The 16,854-nt window shown below is 34.8% G+C and carries 18 protein-coding genes, 3 pseudogenes and 1 riboswitch; of the genes and pseudogenes, 5 read left to right on the top strand and 16 right to left on the bottom strand.

Going from position 1 to position 16,854, the window contains the following annotated elements; genetic code table 11:
- Positions 1 to 192: 192 nt before the first annotated feature.
- Positions 193 to 1,497: a branched-chain amino acid transport system II carrier protein gene (gene brnQ, locus JOC83_RS12305; protein ID WP_205187600.1), complete on the bottom strand. Its 1,305-nt coding sequence runs from the start codon at positions 1,495 to 1,497 to the stop codon at positions 193 to 195.
- A 263-nt stretch (positions 1,498 to 1,760) separates the two neighbouring features.
- Entirely contained in the window at positions 1,761 to 2,162 is a 402-nt protein-coding gene (locus JOC83_RS12300) for a hypothetical protein (protein ID WP_205187599.1), read from the bottom strand.
- A gap of 269 nt (positions 2,163 to 2,431) precedes the next feature.
- Between JOC83_RS12300 and JOC83_RS12295 the strand changes: the two genes are divergently transcribed.
- On the top strand, positions 2,432 to 2,920 hold the full coding sequence (locus JOC83_RS12295; RefSeq protein ID WP_205187598.1) for a hypothetical protein: 489 nt from the start codon (positions 2,432 to 2,434) through the stop codon (positions 2,918 to 2,920).
- A 249-nt stretch (positions 2,921 to 3,169) separates the two neighbouring features.
- Here the strand turns inward: JOC83_RS12295 and JOC83_RS12290 are convergent, their stop codons facing one another.
- The 6 genes from JOC83_RS12290 to JOC83_RS12265 form a co-directional block, all read right to left on the bottom strand.
- On the bottom strand, positions 3,170 to 3,478 hold the full coding sequence (locus JOC83_RS12290) for a DUF3243 domain-containing protein (protein WP_205187597.1): 309 nt from the start codon (positions 3,476 to 3,478) through the stop codon (positions 3,170 to 3,172).
- Between the two features lie 277 nt (positions 3,479 to 3,755).
- The gene (locus JOC83_RS12285; RefSeq protein ID WP_205187596.1) at positions 3,756 to 3,935 is read right to left on the bottom strand and encodes a DUF3934 family protein; all 180 of its coding nucleotides are present in this window, start codon (positions 3,933 to 3,935) and stop codon (positions 3,756 to 3,758) included.
- 163 nt (positions 3,936 to 4,098) lie between these two features.
- Positions 4,099 to 4,209, bottom strand: coding sequence for a tyrosine-type recombinase/integrase (locus JOC83_RS12280; protein WP_378912821.1), 111 nt, complete (start codon positions 4,207 to 4,209; stop codon positions 4,099 to 4,101).
- Positions 4,210 to 4,295: 86 nt separating this feature from the next.
- Complete coding sequence (locus JOC83_RS12275) at positions 4,296 to 5,528, bottom strand: aminopeptidase (RefSeq protein ID WP_205187595.1); 1,233 nt, start codon at positions 5,526 to 5,528, stop codon at positions 4,296 to 4,298.
- A 112-nt stretch (positions 5,529 to 5,640) separates the two neighbouring features.
- Entirely contained in the window at positions 5,641 to 5,916 is a 276-nt protein-coding gene (locus JOC83_RS12270; protein WP_338038910.1) for a hypothetical protein, read from the bottom strand.
- Between the two features lie 118 nt (positions 5,917 to 6,034).
- Positions 6,035 to 6,685, bottom strand: a complete 651-nt coding sequence (locus JOC83_RS12265) for a VC0807 family protein (RefSeq protein WP_205187594.1) — start codon at positions 6,683 to 6,685, stop codon at positions 6,035 to 6,037.
- A gap of 159 nt (positions 6,686 to 6,844) precedes the next feature.
- Here JOC83_RS12265 and JOC83_RS12260 point away from each other — a divergent pair, with 159 nt between their 5' ends.
- Positions 6,845 to 7,915 (top strand): FAD-dependent oxidoreductase, encoded by a 1,071-nt coding sequence (locus tag JOC83_RS12260; protein ID WP_205187593.1) that lies wholly within the window; start codon positions 6,845 to 6,847, stop codon positions 7,913 to 7,915.
- 213 nt (positions 7,916 to 8,128) lie between these two features.
- Positions 8,129 to 8,275 carry a YuzK family famiily protein gene (locus JOC83_RS20370; protein WP_472924485.1) on the top strand — a complete coding sequence of 49 codons (147 nt, stop codon included), beginning with the start codon at positions 8,129 to 8,131 and terminating at the stop codon, positions 8,273 to 8,275.
- A 192-nt stretch (positions 8,276 to 8,467) separates the two neighbouring features.
- Here the strand turns inward: JOC83_RS20370 and JOC83_RS12255 are convergent.
- The 7 genes and pseudogenes from JOC83_RS12255 to JOC83_RS12225 all read right to left on the bottom strand — a co-directional run bounded on the left by JOC83_RS12255 (position 8,468) and on the right by JOC83_RS12225 (position 14,006).
- A pseudogene (locus JOC83_RS12255) lies at positions 8,468 to 8,943 on the bottom strand (Type 1 glutamine amidotransferase-like domain-containing protein).
- A gap of 517 nt (positions 8,944 to 9,460) precedes the next feature.
- Positions 9,461 to 9,805, bottom strand: a complete 345-nt coding sequence (locus JOC83_RS12250; RefSeq protein WP_205187592.1) for a DUF1033 family protein — start codon at positions 9,803 to 9,805, stop codon at positions 9,461 to 9,463.
- A gap of 123 nt (positions 9,806 to 9,928) precedes the next feature.
- Complete coding sequence (locus tag JOC83_RS12245; RefSeq protein ID WP_205187591.1) at positions 9,929 to 11,152, bottom strand: NupC/NupG family nucleoside CNT transporter; 1,224 nt, start codon at positions 11,150 to 11,152, stop codon at positions 9,929 to 9,931.
- 120 nt (positions 11,153 to 11,272) lie between these two features.
- A riboswitch (purine riboswitch) is annotated at positions 11,273 to 11,374 on the bottom strand.
- Positions 11,375 to 11,737: 363 nt separating this feature from the next.
- Positions 11,738 to 12,231, bottom strand: a pseudogene (locus tag JOC83_RS12240) (dicarboxylate/amino acid:cation symporter); the annotation flags it as partial.
- Positions 12,232 to 12,264: 33 nt separating this feature from the next.
- Positions 12,265 to 12,735, bottom strand: a complete 471-nt coding sequence (gene yiaA / locus JOC83_RS12235; protein WP_205187590.1) for an inner membrane protein YiaA — start codon at positions 12,733 to 12,735, stop codon at positions 12,265 to 12,267.
- A gap of 225 nt (positions 12,736 to 12,960) precedes the next feature.
- Complete coding sequence (locus JOC83_RS12230) at positions 12,961 to 13,161, bottom strand: DUF6501 family protein (RefSeq protein ID WP_205187589.1); 201 nt, start codon at positions 13,159 to 13,161, stop codon at positions 12,961 to 12,963.
- A gap of 74 nt (positions 13,162 to 13,235) precedes the next feature.
- Entirely contained in the window at positions 13,236 to 14,006 is a 771-nt protein-coding gene (locus JOC83_RS12225; RefSeq protein ID WP_205187588.1) for an alpha/beta hydrolase, read from the bottom strand.
- A 152-nt stretch (positions 14,007 to 14,158) separates the two neighbouring features.
- Between JOC83_RS12225 and JOC83_RS12220 the strand changes: the two are divergent.
- Positions 14,159 to 15,181, top strand: a pseudogene (locus JOC83_RS12220) (IS1595 family transposase).
- A gap of 58 nt (positions 15,182 to 15,239) precedes the next feature.
- The gene (locus JOC83_RS12215) at positions 15,240 to 15,704 is read left to right on the top strand and encodes a DUF6882 domain-containing protein (protein WP_205187587.1); all 465 of its coding nucleotides are present in this window, start codon (positions 15,240 to 15,242) and stop codon (positions 15,702 to 15,704) included.
- Between the two features lie 233 nt (positions 15,705 to 15,937).
- Here JOC83_RS12215 and JOC83_RS12210 read toward each other — a convergent pair whose 3' ends face one another.
- Positions 15,938 to 16,720 (bottom strand): STAS domain-containing protein, encoded by a 783-nt coding sequence (locus JOC83_RS12210; protein WP_205187586.1) that lies wholly within the window; start codon positions 16,718 to 16,720, stop codon positions 15,938 to 15,940.
- Positions 16,721 to 16,854 lie beyond the last annotated feature (134 nt).

Here is a 16,854-nt window from a genome sequence, read left to right as displayed (position 1 = left end):
TAAAGATACGTGAAGAATGTTTACATGCAAGATCCCTTACCTATCTATTCGCTAATATAACTGAATTTTTCGATAAGGGATGTTGCGAGAATGGGTCAAATAGAGGTGCTCTATTCCCCTTTTCGACCCATCCCCTTGTCTAAACAATCACCATCATACTATTCAGACAATTTATCTTAGTGTATGCCCTCTTCAACGTTTTGCGTCAATAAGTGTTGAAATGGTCCATCCTATTAAACCTCCAATAACTGCTGGTAACCACCAGCCCAATCCACTTGAATACAAAGGTAAGTGTTGGAGTAAAGGTACAGCTTTTCCTAATCCAGCTTCTTTTAATCCATCATACATGCTAATGATTCCAGTGCTTGTTAATGTTGTGATATAAACAATTGGTGAGCCCTTAAACCATTTATGCAAGAATGTTAAGACAATTAATACAATTGTCAATGGATAAATCACTGTCAACATTGGAATTGAAAGTGATATAATTTCATTCAATCCGATGTTTGCAATCAGTCCACTTATTATTGTTAACATGAACGCTGTCTGTTTATAAGAAAGACGCGGCCACAGTGTAACGAAATATTGACTACAAGCAGTTACAAGACCCACACATGTAGTGAAACATGCCACTCCGACCGTTAAACCTAGTAACACAACACCCGGTGCTCCATAAAATTGTTGAGCTGCGCTGGTTAGGATTTGTCCTCCATTTTCAAATGTTTGAATCGAAGTCATGTTGACACCAATCAAACCAATGACGACATACACAGTTACCAGACCTATTCCTGCAACAATCCCAGCTTTTGCAGTTATTTGAACAATTGATGTTTGATCGTTGACTCCTTTTGACTTAATGGCTGTGATGATGACAATTCCAAATGCAAGGGCGCCAATTGTATCCATGGTTAAGTAACCTTCCATAAATCCTGTAAAGAAAGGTGATTGAGCGTACTTGTCCGAAACTTCGTTTAGCGTAGATGACTCAAGGTTGATCAACCCACCTATTCCAATAAAAGCAATAGCTCCTAATAAAAACGGTGTTAAAATAACCCCAATTCGATCAACTAGTTTAGATGGGTTTAAGCTTAATAGATACACAAGGATAAAAAAGAAAATTGAAAATATCGTAAGTGAACTCGATGTAGGAGATGATAAAAATGGTACCACTCCCATTTCATATGCGACATTAGCACCTCGTGGTATACCCATGAAAGGACCAATCATTAAATACAAACTAATTGTAAAAATAACCCCAAATAACGGATGAACTCGACTTGAAATCGCTTGAATCCCTCCTTTTACAGAAGCAATCGCAATAATCGCGATAATTGGTAGCCCCACACCTGTTATGACAAACCCCGTAATCGCAATCCAAAAATGAGAACCTGCTTCTTGCCCTAAAAAAGGTGGGAAGATTAAATTACCTGCCCCAAAAAACAAAGCAAACAACATGAAACCAATCACAACTATGTCTTTTTTTGATAGTTGTTTCATATAAAGATGCCCCCTCGTCCAATGTCACGAAAAAAAACAAAAACCCGCCTCTCCTCGAAACGAGCTTTCTCTTTATTAAAGTATGAACCTCATATTCATCGTTAATGTATTCTCGTCTTAATCATTTCCGCAGATAATCTTAACGGAGATAAAGCATTATTGTCAACAGGTAATTGAAAATTTTTAAAAAATTTCGTGAGTTATGGAAATTGCTAGTAAATAGGTCTGTTTTCTTATTTAAAAAGAAAAAAGAAAGTTCGCGATTACGAACTTTCTTCTTCCGGTATTTCATCTATTTTTTCAACTTTCACTAATCCATTTGCGCTGTAGTTTAAATCGAAATAAGCTTTTATAAGATCACCTTCAACAAGTGATTCTTCTAGTGGCTCATTTAAATTCTTTTCCATAAATGAAATACCCGTACCTTCTTTTGTTGTACCGTAGTAACGATTTTCTTTCACTTCATCGATGGTTAAGTAATAGATTCTATATTTTTTCTTCCCTTTTTCTTCTTCTACTGTTTCTTGTTCGGGGAGCTTTTCTAATGTTTGCTCATTTTCTTGTGAAGTCGGCACAGAAGATTGATTCATATAGCGGAAAACTAATAAAAGTAAACAGGCGACTAATAAAAGCAATAAGACCAGTTTTTTTGTCGTCAAAGACAATGATAATGCCTCCTTACATTTGGTATGTAACTCATGATGTACACATGAGATTATACACGATAATCGAATAAAACAATGAATAAAAGTTTTAAAAAGCACTAAAAATCCTCGAAAGGACCTATAGTTCATAAATTGATAACGCTTATAAAAAGAGACCATGATGCATGATGCGACTTATGTCGTAAAAATAAGGTACGTCAAAAGGATTTTTGTTCAGCATTGTCGAATAGATTGACATATGCAAAACTCATGTAGGAGGTGTAAGTGGAGTGGATTTTTTTATTCTCTTCCTTGTTTGTTCATTTTCTATCATTCTATTCATTTATTTTTTGTCAAACAATCGAAAATCAAGTGCTGTACAATTAGAAGGCTGTCTTGCGAAAACATATGGTTATATTCAATCAGCAGAAGGAATTGATCCACAAGCCATCTCCATACTCGAGTTATATGAAAACAAAGTCATGATTAATCGTGTTGCCATGATCCCTTTTGAACGAATTCATCGAGCCACGTTTTCAAAAGTTGTGACAAAAGAAACAAGTCATTTAGGTTCCTCTGTTCACCGCTATTACGGTGAACTAACCATTTTATTTACTGATAAAAATGGACAAGAAGTGTCCGTTCGTTGTGAAACTCCTAAGAAAAATCAATTTAATCATATTTATCAATATGAGCTTATAAAAAAGAAAATTAATAAAAGACTAGGCTTAGAAGATCAGCAGCTATCAACAAAGCTACCTGAACCTTACGAATTGTAAATATTTACCTCATTATCTCATCTCCCTTTATAAAGTGGAGATTTTTTCTTTTACATAAAATTAATCCCAACATGGAAAGATAAAATAAATATAAAAAAGAGGTGCCTATTATGGATACAATGCGCATTGTTCAATATGTATTTACCTTTTTAGGTGTAATCTGTTTAGGTTTTACATATTACAACATGATGAAAAAAGACGATAAAAACAAATAAAAGCGGAACCTCCTCTGGCTCCGCTTACTGTTTCTTATCCGACGAGCTTAACTAAAATATGAGCTAATTTATGACGTTCTTCTTGATTTCCGGCTTTCCAGAGTTCTTGCAATAGTTTTTCTTCACGGTTTCTTGGCTCTTCATGCTTGGCTAAATAATCACCAATTTTTTCAGCACCTTTTGCTAATTGCTCTTCATTTAAACCTAATTTTTCTCCTTTATGCACTTTGTCACCTAAGTAATGTTTAAATCGATCGAAGTTTGCTAAAATCTCGTCTTTCTTTTCCTCTCCCATTTCATTTAACTGTTCGTTTACTTTCTCCTCTACTTTTTGGCTACTCATGGAAAATCACTCCTTGTTTTGAATTTGTTGCTTAGTTTGTGTATACCACCTTTCATCTTGTCTAAACATGGAGGTAAAAAAAAGCCAATTTTCAACTATGAAAATTGACTTTTCTTATTTATATCTTATTAAAACGCCCAATTCCCTTTACGGAATACAGGTTCAGTCGTTCCGTTAGCGAGTTCGCCGTCGATTCTTGATATATAAAGGTTTGTTAAACGATATCCTTATTGAAGTATCGCAACCGCATTAACGAAATGGTATTTTTCAGCAGTCACTACACCTGGGATGTATCACCTTTATTATTGTTGGTCGTCTTTGCACCATCTCGTTTTTTGACACCTTTGCTTGTATAAGGTTTGGCACTCTTTGCTTTGTTGGCACTAGCTTTCCAACGAGTCCATCCCTTCTTGCCTGTTCCTCTACCCGTTCCGCCTTTACCCTTAGCTTTACTCATATCATCACTCCATTATTCTTCTACGTTGAGCTAACTATCGTTGATTTCCATCTGCAACTTAACTGACATGTCAGTTTTATAAGGCAATCAACAACAGAGCCTAAAAAAGAAGCAGAAATCCTGCTTCTTTTTAAATTATCCTATATCAATATTGCTCAAAGGATTATATCATAGTGAGATCTTCATGTCGAAGGATTTTCTGTAAGGTCAATACGTCCATCCCATTTAGAATGGGTCTATGAGCGAATGTATGACGAAAGGTGTGACTGGACAATCTTTTGATATTGAAACAATTGTGTGACTAATAAGGCTAAATAACAGATTTAACGTCCTAGAAAGCCCGTCACATCAAGGCTTACATTAAAACGCCCAATTCCCGTTACGGAATACAGGTTCAGCCGTTCCATCTTCTAAAATTCCATCAATGTCCATGTCCGCTGCACCAATCATGAAGTCAACGTGTGTAATGCTATCGTTCGCTCCGTTTGATGCAAGCTCTTCTTTTGACATTGTTTTTCCACCCTCTAGACAGAATGCATACGCACTTCCAATAGCTAAGTGATTTGATGCATTTTCATCAAATAATGTGTTGTAGAAAATGACATTTGAATTTGAGATGGGTGAATTGTGTGGAACGAGTGCCACTTCACCTAAATAGTGTGAACCTTCATCTGTTTCGACTAAGTTTTTTAATGTTTCATACCCTTTTTCTGCCTTCACATCAACAATCTTTCCATCTTTAAACGTTAATGTAAAGTTTTCAATTAGGTTTCCACCATAGCTAAGTGGCTTTGTACTTGATACATATCCATTTACACCTGTTTTATGTGGAACGGTAAACACTTCTTCAGTTGGCATGTTTGCCATAAACTCATGTCCGTTTTCGTTGATACTACTTGCTGCGACCCAAATATGTTTTTCAGGTAACTCAATGGTTAGATCTGTTCCACTTGCTTTATAATGTAACTTTTTATATTTTTTTGCATTTAAGTAGTCCGACTTTTTATGTAATGACGCATCATGCTCTTTCCAAGCTTGTACCGGGTTATCTACATCTACACGAACCGATTTAAAAATAGCATCCCATAATTTTGATTCTTGCTCATGTTCAGGTAAATTCGGAAATACTTTTGCAGCCCAGTCTTTTGAAGGAACTGCAACAATAGACCAGCTAATTTTGTCAGATTGAATCGCTTTACGGAAGTTTTTCATTGCTTGTCCACTTACTTTTTGCATGGCTGCAATACGTGTTGGATCTACACCCTTTAACAAATCTGGGTTGCTCGAAATCACAGATAAGACAGCTCCACCATTTTCAACAAGTTCTTCAAGACTTTGCGCCTTCCATTGAGGAAACGTACTAAAGGCTTCTTCCGGTGCTAAATCATATTTCATTCTTGTTAGTTCATCATCGCTCCAATCTACATATACGTCTTTTGCACCTGCATCATATGCTTTCTTTGCTACTTTTCGTACAAAATCTGCAGATGAAATGGCCGCATTAATACGTAAAACTTGTCCTGGTTGAATATTCACACCAACTTTTACTGCAAGCTCCGCGTATTGATCTAAATTTCGCTCAAAAATTGTCATAATTTTTCCCCTTTACAGATAGTTTCGTAGAGTTTTATTTTAACATTGCATCCATCAACTATCATCTGTTTTCTCTTATAAAAGCAGATGATCTTGATATTAAGACCATATTCTATCTCATGATGGAATAAACAACAAACAAAATGATGTTTAAAAAGATTAACCCTACGCCTCCTAACAACCACTTTGTTCCCGCTTGTTTTCGATCACTTTCCTGCATTTCAAGCCCTCTTATTCCAAACAATAAGCCGAGTGTGAAAAATAAAAAGAAAACTTGACGTAAATCAAACAGCGATAAAATTAAAAATACTGCAGCGAAAAAAGCTAAAATCATCTCAAGCGCAACATATGGTTGCTTTTTACAAAGTAATAGTTTCAGTGTAGACACCCTTCCTTTTTCTATACTATTTTAATTTTCTATTAGCACACAATTACTTGTCAAAGGAAAGTGGGCTAGTTCTTGTGACAATACAGTGACAAAAAAAGCAGCGGTTCTCCCGCTGCTTTTACTTCTTGTCCATAGATGCATCGGCTGCATCACCGAAGCCCGTTTTTTCTTGAATCTTTTTAAACACAATATAAGTTCCAATTCCTATTACAAGTGAAAATGCCCAAGTGATACCTTGACGGAACACAATCATCGTTCCATACCCTTCTACTCCGTACTTTTGTAGTAACCAAAACTTCACAATTGCTAATGCAATATAACGAGCGGCAAATAAGATTGTTAGCCACTTAAACATTGGAAAGATGTCTTTTTCATGAAACAGCTTGCGTGAATCTTCTCGTTTGTAGCCCATTAAATACGCCGTATCTACAAAGAAATAGAGTGCTAATGGTTTATTCACAAAAATTGTGATGATTAAAAAGACCCCTAACACGACCATAAAATACACTTGATTCATTAACATGGTTTCTGCGTTACCAGACAGAAGATCTACAATCGTCCTTAACAGTAATGTGAAAACAAGAAACAAGCCCGTTACGTTAAATTGTCGTTCTTTCACAAATGTAAAGATCGTATAAAAGAAAGCCGGTGCCGTTGATAGTAAAATAGCATAATAGTCACCAACAATGTCTTTCCCTTGATTCCAAATTAAATATGGAATGACAATATAAAATAATAAATCAAACCATACTCTATTTTTATTGTTCATTGTATTCCCCTCTATTTTTGTGTAATTGGTGTCATTATAACGGAAATAAGTGAAGAAGGAAAGCACTGCTGGAAAACTTTACATATACAAAAGACCTGAAGCTTGAGTGTTTGTTCTTTTATGAATTACAATAAACAAAAAATGAAAAGGACGTTTTCTATGAAGAAACTTATTTTTGTAGGTGGAGGTCATGCTCATTTACATTGCATTAAATCACTGGCTAACGAGCAACTTGACTCTTTACATGTTACACTTATCTCTCCTACTACGCATCAATACTATTCTGGGATGTTTTCAGGCTATACAGAAGGATTATATAAGAGCGAAGATGTATCCATTTCTTTACCAAACCTTTGTAATCGTGCAAACGTAACAATGATTGAAGATACCATCATTAGGGTGGATGCCAAACAAAAACAACTTATTGGTTTAAGCGGGTCAGTATATACATATGATGCGGTGTCGTTTGATATTGGGTCTACACATGAGCAGATACCAAATTTGACAATTCCTATTAAGCCAAACTTTCATTTCCCTTCTTTTATGACTGAGATGAGAAAAAGTCCTTATCCTGTAATTATTGGTGGTGGCGCTGCAGGAATTGAAATTGCTTGCTCCATACAAGCATGGAAAGAAAGAGAAAAGGAAAATGGTGTTGTTACCCTCATCACCCCTTCTTTATTACCAACCTATTCTCCTTCTATTCAGCAAAAAGTAAAACGATTAATAGAACAACGAAACATTCGTGTGATTACTGATAAAGTAGTAATTGGAACTGACTCTACTGCTGTTACAACATCTACTGGACATAATGTACCTTATTCTAGCCTTTTAATGTTAACAGGAGCAAAATCACTGCCGCTATTTGAACATTCCACATTAAAAACAGATGAAGAAGGATTTTTATTAACTAATTCCATGTTACAGTCTGTTGAAGATTCTTCTATATTTGGTGCAGGTGATTGTATAACCATGGATTCGTACCCTAAGCTTCCTAAAAATGGTGTGTACGCGGTACGTCAAGGTCCTATTTTATTTGAAAATATTATGAATTACATAAAAAGCAAGCCGTTAAAATCATTTCAACCTCAAAAGCGTTTTTTAGCTATTTTATCCCTTGGAAATCATAAAGGCTTATTACTTTACGGGGACTACTCTTACTATGGAGCATTAGCTTGGCGGTTAAAAAACAAAATCGATCGTAATTTCATGTCGAAATATCAATTATAGATAGCGATACAATGCATAATCATACAAAAACAAGAGAAATTCTACGTTTATTATACGATAGAGCGGGTAAACAGTACGTGAACATAAAATAGAGCTGAATAGCCCCTTATATCCTTTTTGTGTCAGAATGCATGACATGATAGGATAAATATGTAAATTACTTGAAAGGATTGATTCTTTATTAGTAATCTTGATCTGAACTACACAACGGAAATGGAAAAAGCGATGTTTCAGGCGCACGGAGTTGGCTATGCTGAATATAGTCGTAAACTGGAGCAACAATTAAGAGTAGAAAAAAGACGTCAAGAAGACTATGAGAAAAGTAAACAGATTGTACAAAGCCTTGGTTTTCACAACTAATTAGCATCTTCAAGAAAGAAGAATGACTTTCGGTTAAGTAATTCAGTTATTGTGGAGAAAATTTAAAATATCAAGCTAAATAACGTTAGATGTCCCAGATTAAATAGCAAGCAAAAAAGCTCAGAGTTTACTACTCTGGGCTTGTCTTTTTTATTAGACCTTATTCATTGAAGCAATCCAATAAGATAATAATCATTTTATTATCTCATTAGGTTGAACGTCATAATTTCTATATTTTGTAAAAATGTAAGCAGGAGACATACCTAACACTTTTAGGACTCCATCTCTTAAAACAATACCGGTTTCCTCTGGTAATGCAATCACAGAATAACCATGCTTATTTACATATTCTCTTATTAAATTTGCATTACTACTTTCGTAGTGACACCATACAGAGTAGTTATTTAAATAGTTAAAGCCTTCAAAAGTTTTCAGATTTGTATTGTTTGGATCCGCATATGAGGCGGTTAGAATATCGCTCCCCCAAATAATGGCTCCAGCACTTCCTCCGTAAACAACTTTTTTTGGTTGATATACGCCTTTAAAAGCTCATCAAATCCTGTTTTACGTAGAATGTTTAGTAAATGGAACGTATTTCCTCCCCCTATGTAAATAGAAGAGAATTGGCTTAAATCACTTAAGGACTTGCTTTCTAAATTAGTCCACATTTCTATTTTTGCTATCCCTAGAGGATTGAATAAATTGTTTATCTATGATTTCTGTCTGTTCTTTATCTCCTCCCCCTCCAAGAAACAAACTCATCTTGATAACCCCTCCTAAACCTTATTAATCAATAATCTTTATTCAATTGAATTGTCCTTTAACAGAACAGAACTCACATTATTTCTAATAATAAATTAACATAAATTACCTATTTCACTTGCTTATTTTTAAATAATTAAATAACAACCTTGATAGCACCCTAACTAACAAAGTAACACTAGCTATTGCCATCCTGTTAAATGGTATGCTACTTAATTTGTTAATCTTGCAACAAAACCAGCAGAAAGCTTTATATGTTAATAAAAAATCGAGTATAAATCCTTTGCGATTTTATACTCGATTTCTAAAGTTAATTCTATTGTTTCTCCATGTTATCTGAACTACCTGACTTTGGGTCATCCTTCTTTTTTCGGAAATAGATGTTTGTAGAACGTTTCTACTTTAAACATTAGTTAATGTCGTTCAAGTACCAGATCGAAGAAATTTTAATCCTTCTTCATCTTCTTCTAAATCATAAACAGCATCATTCTTTGCGAATAATACACCGTGAAACACTTGTAGATCATCGTCACACGCCTCACAATATTCCTTTTCACCTTCATTCCAAAAGCTAAAAAGCGCTAATTCGTTACTGCGCACATTTTCATAGTTTTGATGATAATGATGAATAAGTGAAGCATATTGACGTAGCGCTTCTTCTTTTTGGTCAAATTCAAGTGTTTCTTTAATATCATTTTCCCATCCATCTAAAAATAGCCAAGGCTCACAGTCACCTTTTATGATATGAACTCTCCATTTATCGCTCATATATACATCTCCTCTGAGTTGAAAGTAATCGTTACAAAATTAAGTTATGTCTACATTATTAGTGAATTATGCTCAGCAATCAAGTAAAAAGAAAAAAACGAAGTCTTTTCTAGACTTCGTCATTTAACCAATAAGCATACCTGCGATGGCTGCGCTTAATAAATTTGCAAGTGTTCCCCCTACAATCGCCAATAAACCAAATTGAGCAATATCGCCACGACGTGATGGAATAAGCGCACCTAATCCACCTAATAAAATCGCTAATGATCCAAGACCTGCGAATCCAGTTAGCGTAAACGTAATAATCGCTTCTGTTTTTGGTGTAAACGATTGAGCAATGGGTGCAAAATTAGCAAATGCAACAAATTCATTTAAAATCATTTTCTGACCTAAATAAGATCCTGCTGCTGTCGCTTCTGACCATGGGACACCAATTACAAACATTATCGGAGCAAATACATACCCTAAAATCATTTCAAATGTTAAATTTTCAATCCCAATCCATGTTCCAACTTTACCAAGCATTAAGTTTGCTAATTTAATAATTGAGATAAAAGCAATTAACATTGCCCCAACATTTAACGCTAGTTTTAACCCTTCTGATGCGCCTTGTGCAATCGCATCAATCATGTTTTTAGGTTTTCCTTCTTCAACCTCAGATGTTTTTGTATCTTTTCCAATCCCTGTCTCTGGCTCTTCTGTTTCTGGTACCATTATTTTTGCAATTAATAAACCCGCTGGAGCAGCCATAAAGCTTGCTGCAATCAAGTATTCAATTTTAGCACCTAACATGTAGTAACCAGATAAAACGGTTCCCGCTACAGTTGCTAATCCCCCAACCATTACTGCAAATAACTCAGAAGTGGTCATTTTATTTAAATATGGACGAATCACAAGCGGTGCTTCTGTCAGTCCAACAAAAATGTTGGCCGTTGCTGACATCGACTCAGCTTTACTTGTTTTTAATAGTTTTTGCATCGCTCCACCAATGATTTTTACAACTAGTTGTAAAACACCAAGGTAATATAGAAGTGACGTAACAGCTGCAATATAAATAAGAATCGGTAAAAGATTAACTGCTACGGTAAAAGCCCCTTCTGGAATCATATCCCCAAACACAAATTCAATTCCTGCGGAAGATGCTCCTAAAAAAGCTAGTACAATTGCAGATATCGCTTCAAGTCCTTTCTTCCCTGGCTCCCAATATAAGACTAAAATTGCAAAAAAGATTTGTAATCCTAATGCTCCTGCTACTGTTTGTACACGAATGGCTTTACGATTTTTTGAAAGACCAAGCGCAATTAATAAAATTACGATAATTCCAAATATTCCCCATATAAGATTCATCTATTTTCCTCCTAGTTGTTCTTCATTTTTCATAAAAAAAGACCTTTTACATACAGGTTTCTACTCTACGAAAGAAAGCTGCACATAAAAGATCCTTATTTATTCTATAAATAGACATAGATCATCCGCTGCTTCCTTCATAGTTTAATCATTTACGGTGATTAAGTAGAAACATTCGGACCGTATTTCCGAACATATATGAAGGTTTTATTTATAATAATTCGTATTATAACATCACAAAATCATTTGTAAATAGCTTTTTTAATAAATTTTCAGTGAAGCGATTTCATTCTAAAAAATTTCATCGTTATAAATAAAAGGTTTCATTTCATATTTGAGAATTGCTACTTTAGAAATTTTATTATTTAAAAATAATGTCTTCTCTATTATATATAGCCATGAAATAGAAAAAACTTCACACGTAGAATCCTTACACCATCATCCAGATGTATAGTTGTAAAAGTAGGCATAAAGAGCGTCCTGTCAATGAAGACAATGATGTATGAGGTATTGAATTGGCAATTATTTTTTCACCAAACAAAAAAGAACGTAAGGAATTTTTCCATACGTTCTTTTTTCATCTAATCAGGATACTATTGTCTCTTCTAATTGTTCTCCTGGTTTATCAATCCAATCTTTCCCTTCTACAGAGCGAGCAACCATCATAGAAGATACATTATCTCCCGTTACGTTGACCATTGTAGCAGGTGGATCAACAATCATACCTAGTGCTGTCATGATTGGTAATGCTTCAATTGGTAAAACAAAATCAGAAGTTCTCCAACAGCCCCACCACTTGGTAATCCTGCAATGACTACACCACATAGAATTGAAACAACAATGGCTTTAATAAATGTCTCCATCCCACTGAACTCCATCCCAAACAAAGTGAAAGCAAATGAGATTTTTAGAATAGCAGCTAAGCAAGAACCATCCATATGAATGGTTGCACCGATTGAAATAACTGTTTCTCGAATGTCTTTTGGCACACCTGTTTTCTTTGCGGCTTCTAAGTTAGCAGGAACACTCGCTACACTGCTTCCTGTTCCAAGCGCTGTCACGGCTGGTGCTAAAATGTCGCCTTTAATACTTCTCAGTTTAACGAAAATTACTCAATCTCTTTCTCTTGCTCTCTGAGTATCTCTAATATTCTTTTGAACTGTTATAGCTGCAAATAAACTAAGAACAAAAGCCATACCATAAAACCCTTTCTCGCTTAAAACAATACTTCCTGCATTGTATAAACCAATAGCCATTAATAAAATAGACACAAGAAGCGCAAACCAACTAAGGCCATAATAAATATTCGTAACAGGTATTCCTTCTTCTTTATCCCTTACTGCTTTTTGTAATGATACGGCTGAATAGAGACCAAAAATTAATACCGCAAAGTAATATCCCTTTTCATTCAATTGCATCGTCGCATTATATAAACCTATTAGATACGCTCCAACACCTACTAATAACGCTGCCACAGAAGCCCCTTTGAAAGCAGACGTAGGTTCCCCATCTTTTCTTTCTGCTTTGACTATTGAATCGTTTTGTTTCCCTTTATCTAGTAAAGTTTCATGCTCATTAGACATTTTAAGTTTCGCCTCCATTTTATTCACCACTATAGTTGCACGGCTATGGTGTATTATTATTGCCTAAATTCATTATATAGAAATTTATTACAAATAATAGATGTTTTTATATTTTTATTTTCCTAAACCGCTAACTTTAAATTTAATATGATTATTTAGAACATAGTTTAATTAGCATCTATGTTGTTTTAAAAAAGCAACCACACATTGGTGATTGCTTTTTTCTTAGTTTTCAAAGTAATCTTTGTAAAATCCGCCTACTTGACCTGTGTTATCAACGACAAAATAAAATTCTTCTGTTTCGTTTTTTACATCATATACTTTTCCCGCAGTTAACACATTTTCCACCATGTATTTTGCTGCATTTGTATGGATACATTTTACTTGCTTGATCGTCGGACGATCATTCCATTCTAAATGAATCATCTATGTACACTCCTTTAGTTCATATATGATTCATTTTAGCTTACTTTTTTCTAAAAGAAAACTCTCACACGCAATTATTGTGCACGTAAACAGCTTCTTTTTGCTAATTCTTGAGTAATGAATGTGATACATTCTGTTACGATTTTATCTTTATCATAATCCATAGATGCGACATGATAAGAGTTTTCAAGAAATACTTGTCTTTTATGTCCCGCACGAACATGGTTTAGAATATAAGTCGAGTTTTCAGGTGGCACAACGTTATCAATTGTTGAGGTTAATAGTAATGTAGGACAAGATACGCGAGACAAACGAATTTTCGTTTCGTCCATTAATGACAGCAATTGCTGAATTGATTTTAGAGGTGCTTGCTCATACGTAATTTCATGTACATTGTTTTCTTTAATATCCGGCTTTCCCTCTGGTACATAACGCGGTTCAAAGCGCTGTCGATAAGACTCCATAGATGGAATAACAGAAATGGCTGGATTAATTAACATGATTCCTTCAATATCTTTTACTTCACTTGCCGTGCGTAACGTTAATGTACCACCCATTGACTGACCTACAATAAAGATGTACTTACAGCTTTCTTTTAAGTGGTTATAAGCATTCAAAAAATCTTGTTTCCAGTCTTCATAGGTTGCTTGCTCTAAATCTTCATAATGTGTTCCGTGACCCTTTAATCGAAGACCATATACTGTATATCCTTTCTTCGCTAATTCTTCTCCAACATATTTCATGCTTTGAGGTGTACCGATAAAGCCGTGCGAGACTAATACCCCTACTTCATTTCCTCTTATAAAAAATGATTCCGCTCCATCGATAACTTTATATGATTCCATTTGTTTCTCCTCCTTCTTATTAGAATTTTCTGATTCAATATTAGAGACATCATATACCAATAATTCCTATAAGTCAACTGGGTATTTGTTGTTTTATTAAGGCTGTTTTCGTATAGTCCATAATAAAAATAGTCATTCGGAGGCATTCAACTATGTGGTTAGGCATTTATGAAGAATCCAGTGAACGTTCAAAATCTGAACAAATGGCATTATTCGAAGCAATGAAACAAGATTTGTTTTCTGATGAACCTGAAAAAATAACAAAGTTGCTAAAGAGTATTCGTGAAAGCAGGTTTGCTGATGGAATGTCTTGTATTCATTGCAGTAGTATGTCTGTAAAGTGAAATGGAAAATATCGCTCTAGGCAACGCTATCTTTGTAAGGATTGTGGTAAAACCTTTAATGATATGACCAATACACCATTCTCTGGTTCGTGTTATCCTGAAAAATGGGTAATCTATATCGAGATGATGGTCGAGGGTTATACATTACCAAAAATCGCTGAACGCCTTGAAATCCAAATCTCCACTGCTTTTTATTGGAGACATAAAATCTTAAATTCATTAGGAAGTCTTGGCTTTAATCAACTTCAAGGCAGCATTGAAAGTGATGAAACCTTTTTCCAAGAGTCTATGAAAAGACGCGAAATTCTTCATAGAAAACCAAAGAAACGACGAGAAAAAGATACCAAAAGAGATATTTCAAATCAAAAAATTGCGGTTGTGGTCGCTCAAGACCGCATTGGTAACTCTATTGCTCGAAAAGCAGGAACAGGGCGGGTAAAGGCTGAAGAAATAGACGCTGTTATTGGTTGATATATACATCCATCTTCTTTGTTATGCACTGATACTGCTACCAATTATAAAAAGTTTGCAAAAATGAAGAAACAACAACACGAACCTGTCAATGAAAGGCAGAAACAAAGAGTTAAAAAAGGCATTTTTCATATTCAACACGTTAATAATTTCCATAATCGCCTAAAGAAATGAATGGAACGATTTCAAGGTGTGGCTACAAAATACTTGGATAACTATCTCTATTGGTTTCGGTGGCTTGAATTATGTTAAAACCCTGCATTTTAAAAACAAGTTGAGCAAATGCTTATTTCAGCTTACAAAAAACCAAATGATACAACTGTTAAATCTATAAGAAGATTTGAAATGCAAGGAATATAAGCAGTTAATGTAGAATTGATAAATGTAAGTTTATTTTCTTTGAACGGAGATTGAGATAATGCCGATGACAGATGAGCAATTTGATAAATACCTCAATTATTGTTATGACGAACTAGAGACAAAACAAGGCGTACTCTTTCAAAATTACGGAATTGGTAGTTTTGAAGAATATTGGTATAGTCAAGAAGATAGTATTTTGCAATTTAAATCAGACGGTGAAGTTAAATTAGAATTTAACGTTATTTTTATAGGTTCTTGGTCCAGCAATAGTAATACCTGGATGTGGTCTTGGGGCAACAAAAGTATGACTGATAACGCAAGAAGTCAGTCCGCTTCACTAAAAGAATTACAACAGGTAACAGGTTTTGATATTTTTGCAAATCCATTTTTTGAATGTGATGAGGAAATGGCACACGAATTAACCGCGTTTGCCGTAGAACACCTAAATGCAAAAGGAATGTACATATCGCCTGATGGCAAAAGCCATTTGTTTATGGCGGTTATGTCACCCAATCTATCATAAAATTTAAGGAGGCATACCCGTCCTTTTTACTTATCCAAAAGCAACAATCTTTTAGAAAACAGCCTTTATTAAAAAGCTTTTCCTACTGTAAATGGGTCCTCTCGTCATAATTCAAATATTGATTCATGTGTTGTATACAAAAAAACCGCCAATTAACTCTAGTACACTGAGCTTTTTGACGGTTTTGCTTAGAGTGTCTTAAAAGAAGGGTGTTTTCCTTTTGAGACACCTTTTTATTTTTCTGATTTATTTAATACGTGTTCAATTCCTTTAAATAAATTTGAGAAGGTTTTGACATTTAAGTTCACACCTAAATTCACAAGAGTCTGAGCAATTTCTGGGCGAATTCCAACGATAATACATTCCGATCCTAACATTTTTGCGGCTTCTGTTGCTTGCATTAAATAATTGGAAACATACGTATCAACTATTGGAACTCCTGTAATATCTACTAATACATATTGACAATGATAATGAACAATTCCATCTAATAAATTTTCTTTAATAGTCTCTGCTCGTTCATCACTAATATCTCCAATAAGTGGTAACACACACACTTCATGAAATACAGGAATCATTGGTGCGGTTAATTCTTTTACTGCTTGTTTCTGCTTTAAAAATTGTTCGTTCCAAGCATTCGTTCCAACTTGAACAAGGTGTCTCATGACTAAATCTGACCATTTGCTTACCTCATCGTACACACTTACTACTTTTTCCGCTTCCTGTTCCTTTGATACTATTATCTTTAATAGCTCTTTACGAAATGCTTGAATAGAAAAGGTCATATAATATAGCATCCAATCACGGTCAAGGACCGCTTTTAAAAATTGGGTTAACACCTCTGTAGCTTTCGATGTTATAGATAGAATAAGGGTATTAAACAACTCTTCTGTAAGTAGAGAATCTTGGTTTTCAAGAATTATGTATGTGTCCTTCTCACTGGTCATTGCCTTTTTCCATCTATGATAAAGGTCGGTTTTATACTCAGTTACTACACGATTGATGTATTGGTCCATAACGAATCCTCCAGTTTGTTCTTCAATGTCCTTTACTACTACTCCCCTTTTTATCTATTGTTTAAACGTTTTCAATTATCTTTTCATCTTCGCCAAATGAATGCCTTTTTAACCAACATAAATGATGGTACTAA

Origin of the sequence: Priestia iocasae, from assembly GCF_016909075.1 — a bacterium.
Classification (GTDB): Bacteria; Bacillota; Bacilli; order Bacillales; family Bacillaceae_H; genus Priestia; species Priestia iocasae.
The sequence above is the reverse complement of the archived record's forward strand: the minus strand, read 5'-3'. Positions and strand labels throughout refer to the sequence as shown.